This window comes from Enterococcus gallinarum (assembly GCF_021496385.1).
Lineage (GTDB): Bacteria > Bacillota > Bacilli > Lactobacillales > Enterococcaceae > Enterococcus_D > Enterococcus_D gallinarum.
In genome coordinates this window covers 237,057-254,072 of sequence record NZ_CP050816.1, presented here as the reverse complement: position 1 = coordinate 254,072, position 17,016 = coordinate 237,057, and the positions used below count along the sequence as shown (strand labels likewise).

The window sequence follows — 17,016 nt, the reverse complement described above, 5'->3', positions numbered from 1 at the left end:
CATTGATTGTTCGGATATATGCTTGTTTTTTGTAACTTATGACACAACTCTTTTTGTTTTTTTTAAAAGAAAAAATGGTCTTTAAAATAAAAATGAGAAGAAGATGAAAGTAGCATATTTATTAGTTTTCTAGGAATATTTAGTAGAAATTCTTCAAAGTTATTGTCTTTTATCGTGTTTTTTAATGCTAAAAATTGCAAAAAAAGATTGCTTTTTTAATAATTATTAATTAAAATCTAATCTAACTTCAGAAAAGAGCGATTATTCTGAAAATTAAATCAATTAAGGAGTAGTTCAGGATGAAAAATAAATGGACATATGGATTGGTTGCTGTGTGCGGCTTAGTTTTAGCAGGCTGTACCACAGGTGGTTCAAATAATTCAAGCAGCGGATCAGCTGCCAGCAGCGAAAGCAATGCGGAACAGGTATTCAATGTTGTGGTTCAACAAGAAATGCCAAGTGCCGATTTGTCCCTTGCGACAGATACAATCAGTTTCAGTGCGCTAAATAATGTATATGAGGGGTTGTACCGCTTAGACGCTGACAGCAAACCGCAGCCAGCTGGAGCAGCAGAAGAAGCAGAAGTCAGTGAAGATGGATTGACTTATAAGATCAAATTGCGTGATGACGCAAAATGGTCAAATGGCGAACCTGTAACAGCAGCTGATTATGTCTATGGTTGGCAACGAACAGTCAAGCCTGAGACGGCTTCAGAGTATGCCTACTTGTACGCACCAGTAAAAAATGCGGAAGCTATCACAGCCGGAGAGAAAGATCCGTCTGAATTAGGAATCAAAGCAGTTGGCGATCATGAGTTAGAGATCACATTAGAAAAGGCCACTCCTTACTTTGACTACTTGCTGGCATTCCCATCTTTCTTCCCACAAAGTCAAGCGGTTGTTGAAGAACACGGGGATCAATATGCGGCAACGAGCGACAATGCCGTTTATAATGGACCTTTTGTTCTTACCGGATTTGATGGACCAGGAACCGATACCGAATGGGCATACGAAAAGAATGATCAGTATTGGGATAAAGATACAGTGAAATTAGAAACCATCAATGTGAGTGTTGTTAAAGAATCAGCGACTGCATTGAACTTGTTCCAAGATGGTCAAGCTGATGATGTCATTCTTACAGGGGAACTTGCACAGCAAATGGCCAATGATGAAGCGTTTGTCTCTCAACCAGAAGCAACGACCTATTATTTTGAAGTCAATCAACGCGATGAAAAATCACCATTCCGCAATGAAAATTTACGTAAAGCAATTTCGTATGCCATTGATCGTGACGCTTTAGTGACATCGATTTTAGGGGACGGCTCAATTGCTTCGACAGGACTAGTACCAGAAGGGATGACCTTTAGCCCATCCGACAATACTGATTTTACTAAATCAGCAGGCAGTGTTTTAGAATATGATGAGGCCAAAGCCAAAGAGCATTGGGAAAAAGCTAAAGAAGAATTGGGAATCGATTCTCTTGAATTTGATATCTTAGCCTCTGATACAGATTCTACGAAGAAAATCATTGAATATGTACAAGATACATTGCAAAAAACATTGGATGGTTTGACAGTAACGTTAAGCCCCGTACCATTCTCTGTTCGTTTGGATCGTTCCAACGCTGGAGACTTTGATATGTTGATGGGTGGTTGGGGAGCTGACTATGCAGATGCTAGCAGTTTTACAGACTTATTCACGACTGGCAACTCATATAACCGTGGTCAATGGAGCAATGAAGAGTATGATGCCTTGATTAAATCGGCAAGTACGACTAACGTCAATGACCCAGAAAAGCGTTGGGAAGATTTAGTCAATGCGGAAAAACTAATCATGAGTGAACAAGGAGTAATCCCAGTTTACCAAAAAGCAGAAGCTCATTTACGTGCACCAAATGTAAAAGGTGTCGTTGCTCATGCAGCAGGCGCACAATACGATTACAAGTGGACATCGATTGAATAACCACTTGAATGCCTAGCGGCTGGGACAGTAACTGGATACAAGATGACGATTATCGATGAATAGCTGGAATAACAGGCATAACAAAAATGGAGAAGCTGCTGCTTCTCCAAAATGCCAAGTGCTTCACTATTTGTCACGTATGGAAATCTTCTCTTGAATACAGTCTCAGCCGGCTTTTTTTTTCTAAAGCAGAAAGGCAGTCGACAAAAGACACGAAACGATAGGTTACTAAATTAAAGAGTATTGATTAATAAAAAGAGCAAAGAAAGTAGCAGTAAAAAAATTCCTGGCCATAGCCAAAAGCCGTAGCTTTGTTTACCAACATCGGAGAGTTTAAGGTAATCGGTTTTATTCTTGGAAAAAGCTTTTTTCATTGAATATTGGAAATGATCAAAGAAGCCAGAGGCAAAGACCCAAAGAAAACCGCCGATGATCAAGAAGAATAAAGCCCAAAGAAATAGTGCATCCGAGATAGTTGACAGGGTCAATTCCTTTTTGAAAAACAACCAGCTAATGGAAATAAGGGTACATATGAGGGCGATCAGCCCACTACTTTTTTTTATCCGCATAAGTTGACTCCTTTTTAATGATTCGTACTACTTAATTTACATAATTATTGATAAGAAGTCAAAATACCTAGGGGGAAGACGCGTGAACGGTTTTTTGAAATATTTATTGAAACGGATATTCTATATGGTATTGACCTTATGGTTGATTGCCACGATCACATTTTTCTTAATGCAATTTTTACCAGGAACACCTTATACCAATGCAGAAAAACTGAGTCCCGAACAGATTGCCTTATTGAATGAACAAGCAGGTTTAGATAAACCGATGATTACTCAATATGGGCTGTACTTGACGAATTTAGTTAAAGGCGACTTTGGGATTTCATTCCAATTCAAAAATCAACCGGTAGCGAATCTATTATCTGGTCGGATTGGTCCTTCTTTACAATTGGGGCTGCAGGCAATTATTTTTGGGACTTTTTTCGGTATCATTTTAGGGACGATCTCCGCTATGAAACAAAATACATGGATTGATACGACGTCAACGCTAGTAGCGATCTTGGGACGTTCGATTCCGAACTTTGTCTTTGCCGTTTTGCTGCAATACATTTTTGCCATCAAATTAGGTGTCTTGCCAATCGCCAAATGGGAAACTTTTGCAAGCACGATTTTGCCAACGATCGCATTAGCCATGTCGCCACTGGCAGACTCTGCCCGCTTTATTCGAACCGAGATGGTCGAGGTGCTCCACAGTGATTACGTTGAGTTGGCTCGTGCCAAAGGGCTGAGCCGCTGGGAGATCGCCTTCAAGCATGGTTTGCGGAACAGTTTGATCCCGCTGCTTACCTTGTTAGGACCTTTAGCCGTTGGATTGATGACGGGTTCATTAGTTGTTGAGAATATTTTTGCGATTCCGGGGATTGGCGAACAATTCGTAAAATCAATCATGACAAATGATTATCCAACAATCATGGCAGTCACGATTTTGTACTCTGCCATGTTAGTATTTGTGATTTTAGTGGTAGATATTTTGTATGGTATCGTTGATCCGCGTATCCGTGTGTCAGAAGGGAGCCGTGGCTAATGGAAGAGAAAACAATCAATCAAGTAGCTGCCATTGATGCAGCCAAATTTCAGCCGTTACAAAAAAATACCAAAGAAGAACGAGAAGCAATTGCTGCGCCATCGCTGACCTTTTTCCAAGATTCATGGCGCCGTTTGAAGAAAAACAAAGCAGCTGTATTTTCGATCGTACTATTGCTGATCATTATTGCAATCTCGATTATTACGATCTTTGTTTCTCCCCATGACCCTACTGCGCAAAACGTGAAGTTCACGAATCTGCCTCCCAAAATTCCCGGACTCAATCTCCCAGGATTAAATGGGTATGCAATGGTTGGTGGTGAATTGGTTGATAAATATGCTGCTGCCAATGTTCCAGAAGGCACTTACTATCTACTAGGAACCGACGGACTAGGACGGGATCTGTTGAGCCGTTTATTTGTCGGAACGAGAATCTCGCTATTGATTGCCTTTATTGCCGCTTTGCTAGATATCATCTTTGGCGTGACCTATGGATTGATTTCCGGTTTATTAGGGGGACGAGTGGATAATATCATGCAACGTTTCTTAGAGATCCTTTCTGGGATTCCGAATCTAGTGGTGATGATTTTGATGCTGGTCGTCTTCAAACCAGGAATCTTTTCGATCGTAGCTGCGATGGCTATCACCAACTGGATTCCAATGGCTCGGATCGTTCGCGCGCAAACAATGAAATTAAAAGATCAAGAGTTTGTGCTAGCTGCTACGACATTAGGTGAGAGCCGTATGAAGATTGCGATGAAGCATATCTTGCCGAATATTTCGAGTGTGATTATTGTCCAAATGATGTTCAGTATCCCATCAGCGATTTTCTTCGAGGCTTTTCTAAGCTTTATCGGTTTGGGCTTAAAGCCGCCTTCAGCATCGCTAGGGATGTTACTGAGCGACGGGTACAAGACCTTTTTATTCTTGCCTTACCAAATGTGGGTGCCGGCGGTTACGTTGTCGGTCATTATGATCGGATTCAACTTACTTGCTGACGGACTCCGTGATGCCTTTGATCCGAAAATGAAAGAGTGATTGCTATGGAAAAAGTGTTAGAAGTGAAAAATTTAGAGATCTCCTTTGATACCTTTGCAGGGAAAGTCCAAGCGATCCGCGATGTCAGTTTCGAACTATACAAAGGCGAAACACTAGCGATCGTTGGCGAATCCGGTAGTGGGAAATCAGTAACTACCCGCAGTATCATGGGATTATTAGCTAGTAACGCCAATATAGATAATGGAGAGATCCTATTCAATGGAACGGATATTCTCAAGAAATCTGAGAAAGAACTACAAAAGATTCGCGGAAAAGAAATTGCGATGATCTTCCAAGATCCCATGACTTCTCTGGACCCGACGATGCCCATCGGCAAACAAGTGGCCGAATCTTTGATGAAACATAACAAACTTAGTAAAAAAGAAGGACTCCGACAAGCCTTGGATCTTTTGAATCTGGTAGGGATTCCGAATGCTGAGAAGCGTTTGAAAAATTATCCGCATCAATTTTCAGGGGGACAACGGCAACGGATCGTCATTGCCATCGCATTAATCTGTTATCCACAGATCCTGATTGCTGATGAGCCGACTACGGCACTGGATGTAACGATTCAAGCCCAAATCCTTGAGTTGTTGAAAGATATCCAACAAAAAATCAATTCATCGATCATTTTTATTACCCATGATTTAGGAGTAGTAGCAAACGTGGCAGATCGGGTAGCCGTCATGTATGGCGGCAAAATCGTAGAGGTGGGAACAGCAGAAGAAATATTCTATAATCCACAGCATCCTTACACTTGGGGGCTGTTAGGTTCCATGCCTACCTTGGAGGGGACGGGGGATCGTCTTTATGCGATTCCTGGCTCACCACCAGATTTGTTGGATCCGCCGACTGGGGATGCTTTTTATCCTAGAAATGAGTTTGCTTTGCAGATCGATGCCGAACAGCAACCACCATTCTTTGATGTTTCACCGACCCATAAAGCAGCTACGTGGCTTTTAGCTCCGCAAGCTCCTAAGGTTACCCCTCCGGATGAAATCTTGATTCGTTGGAAAAAATTCCAAGAAAAAACTAGACAGGCATCTGTATAAAGGAGGAGAACCCATTGGAGAAAGTGTTGCTTGAAGTAAAGAACTTAAAACAATATTTTAATGTCGGCCGCAAAGACGAAGTCAGGGCTGTAGATGATATCTCCTTTCAGATCTATGAAGGAGAAACCTTTGGACTAGTAGGAGAATCCGGTAGTGGGAAGTCAACGACTGGTCGAACGGTCATTCGACTGAATCATCCCACGGCAGGAGAAATCTTGTTTGATGGACAAGATGTCATGAAAATCAAAGGCAAAAAAGATTTAGCTGATTTCCGTCGAGAAGTACAAATGGTTTTCCAAGATCCGTATGCATCATTGAATCCTCGAATGAAAGTTCGCGATATCATTGCTGAAGGGATCGATATCAACGGATTGGCAAAAAACGAAAAGGAACGCAACCAGCGCGTAGATGATTTGTTGAAAACTGTTGGTTTAAACCCAAGTCATGGAACTCGCTATCCCCACGAATTTTCCGGAGGACAGCGGCAACGGATTGGGATTGCCCGAGCACTAGCGGTAGATCCCAAGTTCATCATCTGTGATGAACCGATTTCGGCTCTGGATGTTTCGATTCAGGCCCAAATCGTCAATTTGCTGCAAGATTTACAGCAAGAACATAAGCTGACTTATCTATTCATTGCCCATGACCTATCAATGGTCAAACATATCAGCGATCGCATCGGTGTGATGCATAATGGTAAACTTTTGGAAGTAGGTTCTAGTGATGAAATCTATCATTATGGGGTCCATCCGTACACAGAGAGTCTCTTGTCGGCGATTCCACTGCCAGACCCAGATCATGAACGAGAACGGAAGCGCATCAAATACGTCAGCGAACCAACAGATGACAAGCCTCGTGCCATGGAAGAAATCGCAGAGGGGCATTTTATTTATGCTACGAAGGAAGAAGCGGCACAGTATCAGAAAAAATTGGCACAAAAAAAGGGGTAGACCTGTTTAGGAGGAGATGAAACTGAGTGTTTTAAAAGCATACAAATTTCGGATCTATCCTACAGAGGAACAAAAGCAGTTCTTTATCCAAACGTTTGGTTGCGTACGCTTCACCTATAATCAATTGCTAAAAGCAAAGATGGAAGAACTTACTACAAATGCAGAAAAAGAAAAACTAACACCTGCAAAATTAAAAAAAGAGTATCCTTTTTTAAAAGAGACCGACAGTTTGGCACTGGCCAACGCCCAGCGCAATTTGGAACGGGCTTTTCGCAACTATTTTCAAAAGCGAGCAGGCTTTCCTAAACTGAAGACGAAAAAGAATATTTGGCAATCGTATACGACAAACAATCAACAACATACGATCTACTTGGTCGATGATCAGTTGAAATTGCCTAAATTGAAATCATTCGTTGCAGTCAAGCGTCATCGGCCAATCAATGGTCAGATTAAATCGGCGACGATTTCTGCAAGAAACAATACTGAATTTTATATTTCGATTCTTTGCATCGAAGAAATTCAGCCCTTGCCGAAGAACCAACGAAAGATTGCCTTGGTTTATCATCCAGAAGTGTTGGTAGAGGCCAATGCACAGTTACCCTTTATCAGTACCAATGCCATCAAATCTCAACAAAGGCTGGCCCGTGCAGAACGAAAACTAAATGTGAAAGCAAAAGCTGTCAAACGAAAAAAAATGGTGCTTAGTCATGCTCGTAATTATCAAAAACAAAAAGGAAAAGTTTCTCAGCTATATCGAGCGCATCGTGATCAAAAAAAAGAATACATCGATCAAGTAACCTTTCATCTGGTCAAACAATACGATACGATTTTTTTGGAACGGCTGATCGATGAGACTTGTAGATCTACAGGGAATTTTTCAGTCAGCGACTGGCATCAGTTTATTCGTAAAATCACGTACAAAGCAGAGTGGTACGGCAAAGAAGTCCGATTTATTTCTTTGTCGGCCAAAGAGTGTCAAAAAATGACGCAAATGTTGCGTGTAATCGAAAGTGAAACGAACTGGGAGGAGCGCCAGGGATCGCCTAGGGGATAGAAAAAATCTTTGGATTTTTGTTTCTAGGAATTCTGCTCACTAATTATGATTAACCAGCGAAGAGGCTGTGACGTCAGGCAAAACAAAAAATACCCAAACGATACACAAACCCACAGACGCTGGCTTTATGCTCAGCTGAAAGTGATTCGTCTATCGTTTCGGTTCTTGTTTGCTTGTGTTGCAGCCTCTTTGCACGGCCTACATTTTGTCGCCAAGCACATCAGCATTCAATTCATAGATTTTCGAAGGTCGTCCAATACCGACGGGCTTTTCACCGATTTCCGTGAAATATTGAAGCATGGCTTTTTTGAAATTTGAATGGTCAATCAATTTAAAATCGATCCCCAAAAATTTAGCGAAGACTTTACGTGCTTCAGTGATCGTGAAGCTTTCGCCGAGAACCAGCAGTACTTGTGGTTCGTGTTCCATTTTGTTTGCCACTCGTTCAAATGCTTTCAAAATAATCGCGCTATGGTCAAAAGCCAATGTATCCTTACCGACAGATTGTCCCGAGAGTAGGTCCAAGATAATCTCAACATCGCCACTAGATAAAAAGATTTGGTTCGCCTTTCTCTCTAATGAAAACCAGCGGACTTGATTGGCATCATCCCCAGCGCTCAAAGGTTCTTCGCCGATAAAAGCGAGATAACTGACCGTAATGACCCAGCCCCGCGGGTCTCGCCCTGGTGTGCTGAAGGTATGGAGTTGTTCGATGTTTTGCTTTGAGATGGTTACGCCGATCTCTTCTTGCGTCTCGCGAATGACACTTTGACCAGTTGACTCATTCGGATTGACGAAACCACCCGGTAAAGCCCAAGAATTTCGAAAGGGATGCCCTTTTCGCTGAATCAGTGCAATCTTCAGTTCTTCTTCTTCTTTGTTGTAACACATCAAGACCATATCGACTGTCACAGAAGGCTTCTCATATTTTGGCTGGTCCTGACTGCGATACCAAGTTAAAAATTCTGCTTCAGAAGCTTCTTTTTCATAATACTCTTTTTCTGTTGTTTTTGAGGTGAATTCTTTCATTCCTGTCTCCTACTCCTGATATGATGAAATAATAATGATGATGGATTAGTTAAAAAAATAGGGAAAAATCAAATTGATAAAAAAGAGTGCTAAATAGAAGAATGCCGCTTTTTGTGTGTGCTTCATGGCTAAATATCCCCACACAGCGATCCATAGCAGGAACCCATAACGAAGCAATGATGTGATGACCACAAAGAAGCTAGCTAGATTTTGCCCATTGAAATAGCCGTAAAAATACAAATAAAAACTAGAAAAAATCAAATGGATGATCGTTAAAACAGCTAAGATCATGAAGCGCTGTTGTTGTTTTTTCAAGCGAAAAACCCTCTCTTTCAAACGTTCATTCCTATTATAGCAAAAAAACAGCTCATAAACCAAAAGGAGCTGATAGTAAAATTATCTCATCAATTTGGTCAAAAGAAAAAAGGAAAAACTCACAGAAAATTATGGTATACTACCTTAGTATACACTTTACAGGTGAAAAGGAGGACGTACGCCCATGGCTGAAAAAGAAACATTTTATATTACGACGCCAATCTATTATCCAAGCGGCAAATTGCATATCGGAAATTCTTATACAACGATAGCTTGCGACGCAGTAGCACGTTATAAACGTCTAATGGGCTTTGATGTGTTTTATTTGACTGGTGTTGATGAACACGGGCAAAAAATCGAAAAAAAAGCGGAAGAACTAGGTGTTGATCCACAAGAATATGTAGATAAAATGGCTGCCGATGTCAAAAAATTGTGGAAAACATTGGACATCAGCTACGATAAATTTATCCGGACAACGGACGACTATCACAAAAAGGCAGTCCAAAAAATCTTTCAACAATTATTGGACCAAGGAGATATTTATCTTGGCGAGTATGAAGGCTGGTACTCTGTCTCTGATGAAGAATACTTCACAGAAACGCAATTGGCAGAAGTTTATCGTGATGAAGAAGGACATGTGATCGGTGGGAAAGCACCAAGCGGCCACGAAGTAGAATTAGTAAAAGAGTCTTCGTACTTCTTCCGCATGAGCAAATATGCAGATCGTCTGGTGCAATATTATGATGAGCACCCAGAATTTATCCAACCTGAATCCCGTAAGAATGAAATGATCAATAATTTCATCAAGCCAGGTTTAGAAGATTTAGCTGTCTCCAGAACAACTTTCAAGTGGGGGATTCCAGTAACGGCGAGTCCTGAACATGTGGTCTATGTTTGGATCGATGCTTTATCAAACTATATTACAGCACTAGGCTATGGTTCCGATGACGATTCATTGTTCCAAAAATACTGGCCGGCAGATGTTCATATGGTTGGGAAAGAAATCGTTCGTTTCCATACGATCTATTGGCCAATCATGCTGATGGCATTAGATTTGCCATTGCCTAAAAAAATCTTCGGTCATGGTTGGCTGATGATGAAAGACGGCAAAATGTCGAAATCTAAAGGCAATGTCGTTTATCCAGAGATGCTTGTTGAGCGCTATAGCTTGGATGCTTTGCGCTACTACTTGCTGCGGGCAGTGCCTTTTGGCAGTGACGGCGTCTTTACACCAGAAGACTTTGTTTCCCGGGTAAACTATGATCTAGCCAATGACCTGGGTAATCTATTAAACCGCACTATCGCTATGATCAATAAGTATTGTGAAGGAATCGTTCCTAAATATGCCTCAAAAGTAACTCCTTACGATAGTGAGTTGTCAACAACCGCAGCCAACGTCGTAGGTCGCTACCATGAAGCAATGGACAAGATGGAATTCAGTACTGCATTGTCGGAAGTATGGACGTTGATCTCTCGTGCCAACAAATACATCGATGAAACACAACCGTGGGTATTGGCCAAAGATCCTGAGAAAAAAGCAGAATTAGACAGTGTGATGGTCCATCTTGCAGAAAGCTTGCGAATCGTAGCAATCTTGCTGCAACCGATCATGACCGAAACACCGGCAAATATTTTCCATCAGTTAGGCTTAACTTCAGAAGCCATGGACTTGAAAGACTTGCGGTTCGGTGAATTTCCTAGTGATACCAAAGTAGTGGCTAAAGGAACGCCAATCTTCCCTCGTTTGGAATTAGAGACGGAAGTCGCTTATATCCAGAAGAAAATGGCGGAAGGAACGCAAAGCACTGCTGAAACAGTCAAATGGAACCCAGAAGAAACGGTTCTTGCTTCTGAAAAAACAGAGATCAAATACGATGATTTCGACAAGATCGAATTGAAAGTAGCTGAAGTGATCGACTGTCAAAAAGTCAAAGGAGCAGATAAACTGCTTCAATTTCGCTTAGCTGCGGGTGATGATCAAGATCGACAAATCTTGTCAGGAATCGCTGAGTTTTATCCAGAGCCGCAAGATTTGATTGGTAAGAAAGTCGTAATCGTAGCTAATCTGAAACCACGTAAGATGCGGGGGCAAATCAGTCAAGGGATGATCCTTTCCGCGGAAGATACCGAAGGACGATTAAAAATTGTTGAAGCTCCAAAGGGAATGCCTAACGGATCAATCATTGCCTAAGCGAGACAGTATTTAATCATTTCTGTTCTTTTTTCAGAAAATGAAATTGCAACCGAATGAAACATTTTGTATAATGGTCTTTATTGAGATGATCATGAGGGAGTAACTGGCAGCTTATCGTTGCGGCAACATCACCATCCTGAAAGAAATTTCTGGTGTTGCCTTAAATAGTGAGACTCGTGTATGTGTTTTAGTGCATACATGAGTCTATTTTTTTTCATTTCATGTACAATAAAGAAGGAAGAAGAATAAAGGAGGAAAAACATGTCTGAAGAGAATAAAAAAGAGCAACTCTCGCAAGCTTTTTATGCACAAGAAGCTGAGGCTGTTCTGAAAGAGCTGCAAACCGATGCCAACGGTTTGACAAATGACGAAGCCAAAAGTCGTCTGTCACAATATGGCGCCAATGAATTAGAAGAAGGTAAGAAAAAATCGATGGCTCAAAAATTCTTTGAACAATTCAAAGATTTGATGATCATCGTCTTGTTAGCCGCTGCGATCATTTCTGCTGTCGTGTCACATGAAATCGTCGATTCAATCATTATTTTAGCCGTTGTTATTATCAATGCGATCATGGGCGTGGTTCAAGAAGCGAAGGCCGAACAAGCCATCGAAGCGTTGCGGGAAATGTCAACGCCCAATGCCAATGTATTACGAAATGGGCACACGGTGACGATCAAAAGCGATGAACTGGTTCCCGGAGATATCGTTCTTTTAGAAGCCGGCGATGTGGTACCAGCTGATTTACGCTTATTAGAAGCTAGTTCTTTGAAAATCGAAGAAGCGGCATTAACTGGTGAATCGGTACCCGTAGAAAAAGAATTGACTGTGATCGATGCAAAAGATGTTGGGATCGGTGATCGTGTCAATATGGCTTACTCCAACAGTAATGTGACTTATGGACGGGGAAAAGGGGTCGTTGTCAATACAGGGATGGCGACAGAAGTCGGTAAGATCGCTGGTATGTTAGCAAGAGCCGAAGAAACGGAAACGCCGTTGAAACGTAACTTGAATGAACTTGGTAAATTCTTGACGATCGCCATCATCGTGATCGCCGTAATTATGTTCTTTGTTGGTACGATCTTCAATAATACTTCTTGGGTCGACATGTTGCTGACATCAATCTCTCTTGCGGTTGCTGCGATTCCAGAAGGATTGCCAGCGATCGTAACGATCATCTTAGCACTAGGCACGCAAGTCATGGCCAAACGAAACGCTGTTATTCGTAAATTACCGGCAGTAGAAACATTGGGTGCGACAGACATCATCGCATCAGATAAAACAGGTACATTGACACTAAACCAAATGACAGTTGAAAAACTTTATGTCAATGACAAGCAACATGCTGCTTCTGAAGACATTCCATTGGATACAATGGCTCTGAAAGTCATGAACTTCGCGAATGATACTAAGTTCGGTGAGGAAGGCAACTTGATTGGTGATCCTACTGAAACAGCACTTGTTCAATTCGGGATGGATCAAGGCTTCCACGTGAAAGATCAAGTGAGTGCAGAACCTCGTGTAGCGGATCTGCCATTTGATTCGGATCGTAAATTGATGAGTACGATCCATGAACAAGAAGATGGTCGTTACTTAGTTGCAGTGAAAGGCGCGCCTGATGTCTTATTGGGACGTGCGTCAAAAGTCTTGTTGAACGGACAAGAAGTACCAATGACTGAAGAAGAAAAACAAAAAATCTTGTTCAACAATACAGATATGGCCAAACAAGCGCTTCGTGTCTTGGGAATGGCATACAAGTATGTAGATGCAGTACCAGAAAACTTGGAATCAGAAATCGTAGAAAATGATCTAGTCTTTGCTGGTCTTGTAGGGATGATCGACCCTGAACGGGCTGAAGCAGCCGATGCTGTGCGAGTAGCTAAAGAAGCTGGTATTCGTCCAATCATGATCACAGGAGACCACCGAGACACAGCAGAAGCAATCGCTGGACGTCTAGGAATCATCAAGCCTGGTGATGACGCAGCTGTATTGACGGGTGCTGAATTGAACAAAATGAGTGATGAGGAGTTTGCACAAAAAGTGACTCATTACTCGGTTTATGCACGGGTTTCACCTGAACATAAAGTTCGGATCGTGAAAGCATGGCAACATGAAGGCAAAGTCGTCGCTATGACAGGTGATGGTGTCAATGATGCGCCAGCACTGAAACAAGCTGATATCGGTGTTGGTATGGGAATCACTGGGACTGAAGTATCTAAGGGTGCTTCGGATATGGTTCTGGCTGATGATAACTTCGCAACAATCGTTGTGGCTGTTGAAGAAGGACGCAAAGTTTTCTCAAACATCCAAAAAGCGATCCAATATTTGTTAGCGGCTAACTTAGGTGAAGTTTTGACATTGTTCTTAGCTACCTTATGGGGCTGGGATACACTGTTGCCGATCCATCTGTTGTGGATCAACCTTGTAACAGATACTTTCCCTGCAATCGCATTGGGAATGGAGCCAGCTGAGAAAGATTTGATGAAGCATGCCCCTCGTGGCCGGAATTCGAACTTCTTCTCTGGTGGAGTCATGAGCAGTATCATCTATCAAGGGATCTTGGAAGCTGCAACGGTCTTGTTCGTCTACTGGTCAGCAATTCAATGGCCGGTACACGATACCTATGATGCAATCCATGCGGATGCATTGACAATGGCGTTTGCTACACTAGGATTGATGCAACTGTTCCATGCCTTTAACGTTAAGTCTGTTTACCAATCATTATTCAAAGTGGGACCTTTCCGCAACAAAACCTTTAACTGGGCAATCTTGCTTTCCTTTGCATTGATGATGGTCATCATTGTTGTTCCTGGATTAAATGACATCTTCCGAGTGGCTCATTTAGATCTCTATCAATGGGGAATCGTTCTAGGTGCATCCTTCGCGATCATCCCGATCGTTGAGATCGTTAAAGCTGTCCAACGTGCAATGGGCAAAAAATAAGCAGTCTCTAAATTTATTCCGCAGGCAGAGTATTCTGACTGCGGTTTTTGTTCACACCAATCGTCGTAAATGAATAATAGGAGCGAATGAACAATCTGCTTTTGCCGACCTTTTCATTTTTGGCAATAAACGGTAAAATAAAAGATAGCTAAGAAGAAAGTAGGGGAATGAATCGTGCGACCGAATTTAGGTTTTTATGTACAAACAATCAATGATCTAGTGAAAGAGACAGAGAAAATCGGGGAAACCATGAATCCGAATTATGAAGAGATTCGTCAGGCTCTCGATAAAAAAAAGGAATCTGAACTATCACCAGAGCGTCTGGAAACAATCGAAGCGTCCTTTAAAAAAGGAACGGACAAATATCGTTTGATGCTGGAACAGATCTCTAAATTACGCCCGCCTGCAACGGTCATGGGGATCCACAAAAAATTTGAACGAGCATATACGAAGTATGTTGCTGGCTGTGAAGAAATGATTCTAAGTATTGCTGATGGGGTCGATCGGGAAGCTTTCGATGCGTCAGAGAAAAAACAAGACGAAGCCACTGATGAAATCTCTTTTGCAATTCAGCGGATGACAGCTCTCTTGTTAAAAAAATGATAAAGTTCGTTTCTTAAACGAGAGTTATTTAATTTAAATGTTATGTTATTCTTATGTAAAATGATGATGGTGGATGTATAATGAATTCACAACCAACAACCTTTTTATTTTTCATTTTACTCCTTTTGCCATCAGGACTAACCAACCTGATGGTTTTTTTATTTTTATAAATGTTTTTTTACTCAAAATAATAAAATAACTGCAAAAGACATTGTGAATAAATTTACCTAACAGTTTGTTAGTATCGTTTCACTGCTAATCTAAAAACAAGTATCGCCAATTGCGGTTTTTCGCGGTAGATGCTATACTGAAAACAACTTATAAACGAAATGAGGGATCCTCCATTGAAAAACTAACCAATTTGTTGGAAGCTGCATAGAATCATGTTCTCTAGGGAGCAGTGTGCAGATTTTCAGGATTGGTGTGTTTTTCTGGAGGGTCTTTTTGTGTACTTTTCTGGAACCTGACCTGAAAATAGGCGCGGTTTTTGTCTAGAGATAGACAGGAGGTACAAAAATGTCAAATATAAAAATAGATCAATTAAGTTTTGGCTTCGATACTCAGAATCATCTGCTGTTCGATCAAGCTGATTTGGTGATCGATACCCAGTGGAAATTAGGTTTGATCGGTCGAAATGGTCGGGGGAAAACTACTTTACTCAAATTACTGCAAGACCAATTGCCTTATAGCGGGACTATCACCCATCAGCAAGCATTCGTTTACTTTCCTCAACCAGTGGCAGATCCGCAACAACTAACCTATGATACATTACAAGATCTGTGTGACTTTGAGCAATGGCAGATCGAGCGAGAGTTAAATTTGCTTCAGTTGGATCCAGATGTCCTCTGGCGTCCATTTGAGACATTGTCTGGTGGGGAACAAACCAAAGTTTTACTTGCACTACTGTTCATCGATGAGGAACACTTTCCGTTGATCGATGAACCCACCAATCATTTAGACATTACAGCTCGTGCTCATGTAGCTGCTTATCTAAAACGGAAAAAAGGCTTTATCGTCGTCAGCCATGATCGACACTTTGTTGACGAAGTGGTGGATCACATTTTATCGATTGAAAAAAGCCGACTAGTGATTTATCAGGGGAACTTTTCTGTTTACGAAGAACAAAAGCAACGGCAAGATCAGTTTGAACAGGAGCAAAATGTTAAACTGAAAAAAGAGATCGGCCGTTTAAAGCAAACGGCTGCCGAAAAAGCAGAATGGTCACGAGGACGGGAACGAGATAAACTGGGATCACCAACAAAAAAAGGCAGTGGAGCAGTCTATGACACAGGGGCGATTGGTGCTCGGGCAGCCAGAACGATGAAACGATCCAAAGCAATCGTCAAGCGGATGGAAGATCAAGCACAAGTCAAAGAACAGTTGTTGAAAGACATCGAATATATCGATCCCCTTTCTATGAATGTTAAAGCCACGCATCACAAAGTTTTGCTGCGAGTGGAAAATTTGCAATTGACGTATGAGCAACCGTTGTTTGATCCGTTGAATTTTACCATCGAAGCTGGTGACCGGATTGGTATTTTGGGTGCAAATGGTTCTGGCAAATCGAGTTTAGTGGCTGGCCTATTAGGTCATTTTACTGGAACTGTCACCGGCTCTGTTTGGATGCCGCAACATTTGTCCATCAGTCGTGTTCGCCAAAATTACGAGGATAATCGAGGCACCTTGACTGAGTTTGCTGAATCCCACCGATTGGATTATCAAGAATTGTTGAATAATCTGAAGAAATTGGGCGTGGAGCGAAATGTCTTTCAGACCCGAATCGAAGATATGAGTATGGGGCAGCGTAAGCGTGTGGAATTGGCAAAATCGTTGGCAACCCCTGCTGAGCTGTTTATCTGGGATGAACCCTTGAATTATCTGGATGTCTTTAATCAGAATCAGTTAGCTGAAGTGATCCAACTTGTCCAACCGACGATGTTGATCATTGAACATGATCGCCATTTTCTGGATCAAGTGTCTACACAACAATTTTTGCTTGGACATACAGATCTAGCGCGTCCATAAATCGAACCGGGATAGGATTTTTTAAAATCTTATCCCGGTTTTGTTATTTTAAAGTGGTGGGTTTTTGAGAAAGCTACCCTATTTTGATCGTTAGTCTGTTTTTTTGATTTGAGTGGTCTAGATAAAAAATAATAAATGGGTGCCTGTTTTTTCTTTTTTTATTTATTTTAGCTGGATTTTTTATTTATTTTGCAAGAAAAAAAGCCTTACAATGCAATATTCTGTCGTTCAACAATCTCATTTTTTTCTCATCGTTCTGCTAG

The 17,016-nt window shown here is 41.5% G+C and carries 13 protein-coding genes; 10 read left to right on the top strand and 3 right to left on the bottom strand.

Going from position 1 to position 17,016, the window contains the following annotated elements; genetic code table 11:
* Positions 1-299 precede the first annotated feature (299 nt).
* On the top strand, positions 300-1,961 hold the full coding sequence (locus tag HED61_RS01105) for a peptide ABC transporter substrate-binding protein (protein WP_103300328.1): 1,662 nt from the start codon (positions 300-302) through the stop codon (positions 1,959-1,961).
* A gap of 233 nt (positions 1,962-2,194) precedes the next feature.
* On the opposite strand, the gene HED61_RS01100 is transcribed toward HED61_RS01105, so the two are convergent.
* Entirely contained in the window at positions 2,195-2,530 is a 336-nt protein-coding gene (locus HED61_RS01100; protein ID WP_003128577.1) for a DUF3899 domain-containing protein, read from the bottom strand.
* Between the two features lie 82 nt (positions 2,531-2,612).
* On the opposite strand from HED61_RS01100, the gene opp3b reads away from it, so the two are divergent.
* From opp3b to HED61_RS01075, 5 genes are read left to right on the top strand one after another with little or no spacing between them, the layout of a single operon-like run.
* A complete protein-coding gene (gene opp3b / locus HED61_RS01095) occupies positions 2,613-3,554 on the top strand; it encodes an oligopeptide ABC transporter permease (protein ID WP_003128578.1) in 942 nt (313 codons plus the stop codon).
* Complete coding sequence (opp3C, locus tag HED61_RS01090) at positions 3,554-4,591, top strand: oligopeptide ABC transporter permease (protein ID WP_003128579.1); 1,038 nt, start codon at positions 3,554-3,556, stop codon at positions 4,589-4,591. The genes opp3b and opp3C overlap by 1 nt, the downstream gene beginning before the upstream one ends.
* Positions 4,591-5,643, top strand: coding sequence for an ABC transporter ATP-binding protein (locus tag HED61_RS01085; protein WP_029487296.1), 1,053 nt, complete (start codon positions 4,591-4,593; stop codon positions 5,641-5,643). Before opp3C ends, HED61_RS01085 begins: the two co-directional genes overlap by 1 nt.
* Before the next feature lie 14 nt (positions 5,644-5,657).
* The gene (locus HED61_RS01080; RefSeq protein ID WP_103300329.1) at positions 5,658-6,593 is read left to right on the top strand and encodes an ABC transporter ATP-binding protein; all 936 of its coding nucleotides are present in this window, start codon (positions 5,658-5,660) and stop codon (positions 6,591-6,593) included.
* Between the two features lie 16 nt (positions 6,594-6,609).
* The gene (locus HED61_RS01075) at positions 6,610-7,647 is read left to right on the top strand and encodes an RNA-guided endonuclease TnpB family protein (protein WP_003128583.1); all 1,038 of its coding nucleotides are present in this window, start codon (positions 6,610-6,612) and stop codon (positions 7,645-7,647) included.
* A gap of 198 nt (positions 7,648-7,845) precedes the next feature.
* Here HED61_RS01075 and HED61_RS01070 read toward each other — a convergent pair whose 3' ends face one another.
* Positions 7,846-8,676 carry an NUDIX domain-containing protein gene (locus HED61_RS01070; RefSeq protein WP_219645404.1) on the bottom strand — a complete coding sequence of 277 codons (831 nt, stop codon included), beginning with the start codon at positions 8,674-8,676 and terminating at the stop codon, positions 7,846-7,848.
* A 45-nt stretch (positions 8,677-8,721) separates the two neighbouring features.
* Positions 8,722-8,991, bottom strand: coding sequence for a hypothetical protein (locus HED61_RS01065; RefSeq protein ID WP_005472766.1), 270 nt, complete (start codon positions 8,989-8,991; stop codon positions 8,722-8,724).
* A gap of 184 nt (positions 8,992-9,175) precedes the next feature.
* Here HED61_RS01065 and metG point away from each other — a divergent pair, with 184 nt between their 5' ends.
* The 4 genes from metG (at position 9,176) to abc-f (ending at position 16,753) form a co-directional block, all read left to right on the top strand.
* The gene (gene metG, locus HED61_RS01060) at positions 9,176-11,182 is read left to right on the top strand and encodes a methionine--tRNA ligase (protein WP_003128586.1); all 2,007 of its coding nucleotides are present in this window, start codon (positions 9,176-9,178) and stop codon (positions 11,180-11,182) included.
* A 264-nt stretch (positions 11,183-11,446) separates the two neighbouring features.
* Positions 11,447-14,125: a cation-translocating P-type ATPase gene (locus HED61_RS01055; protein ID WP_176333059.1), complete on the top strand. Its 2,679-nt coding sequence runs from the start codon at positions 11,447-11,449 to the stop codon at positions 14,123-14,125.
* 174 nt (positions 14,126-14,299) lie between these two features.
* Positions 14,300-14,728 (top strand): hypothetical protein, encoded by a 429-nt coding sequence (locus HED61_RS01050; RefSeq protein WP_003128588.1) that lies wholly within the window; start codon positions 14,300-14,302, stop codon positions 14,726-14,728.
* A 516-nt stretch (positions 14,729-15,244) separates the two neighbouring features.
* A complete protein-coding gene (gene abc-f / locus HED61_RS01045; protein ID WP_156248043.1) occupies positions 15,245-16,753 on the top strand; it encodes a ribosomal protection-like ABC-F family protein in 1,509 nt (502 codons plus the stop codon).
* The last annotated feature ends 263 nt before the right edge of the window (positions 16,754-17,016 follow it).

What these genes read in the sequence shown, in the direction of transcription:
- HED61_RS01105 (WP_103300328.1), top strand. Translation starts at nt 300, where the DNA reads ATGAAAAATAAATGGACATATGGATTGGTTGCTGTGTGCGGCTTAGTT.
- HED61_RS01100 (WP_003128577.1), bottom strand. Translation starts at nt 2,530, where the DNA reads ATGCGGATAAAAAAAAGTAGTGGGCTGATCGCCCTCATATGTACCCTT.
- opp3C (WP_003128579.1), top strand. Translation starts at nt 3,554, where the DNA reads ATGGAAGAGAAAACAATCAATCAAGTAGCTGCCATTGATGCAGCCAAA.
- HED61_RS01075 (WP_003128583.1), top strand. Translation starts at nt 6,610, where the DNA reads ATGAAACTGAGTGTTTTAAAAGCATACAAATTTCGGATCTATCCTACA.
- HED61_RS01070 (WP_219645404.1), bottom strand. Translation starts at nt 8,676, where the DNA reads ATGAAAGAATTCACCTCAAAAACAACAGAAAAAGAGTATTATGAAAAA.
- metG (WP_003128586.1), top strand. Translation starts at nt 9,176, where the DNA reads ATGGCTGAAAAAGAAACATTTTATATTACGACGCCAATCTATTATCCA.
- HED61_RS01055 (WP_176333059.1), top strand. Translation starts at nt 11,447, where the DNA reads ATGTCTGAAGAGAATAAAAAAGAGCAACTCTCGCAAGCTTTTTATGCA.
- abc-f (WP_156248043.1), top strand. Translation starts at nt 15,245, where the DNA reads ATGTCAAATATAAAAATAGATCAATTAAGTTTTGGCTTCGATACTCAG.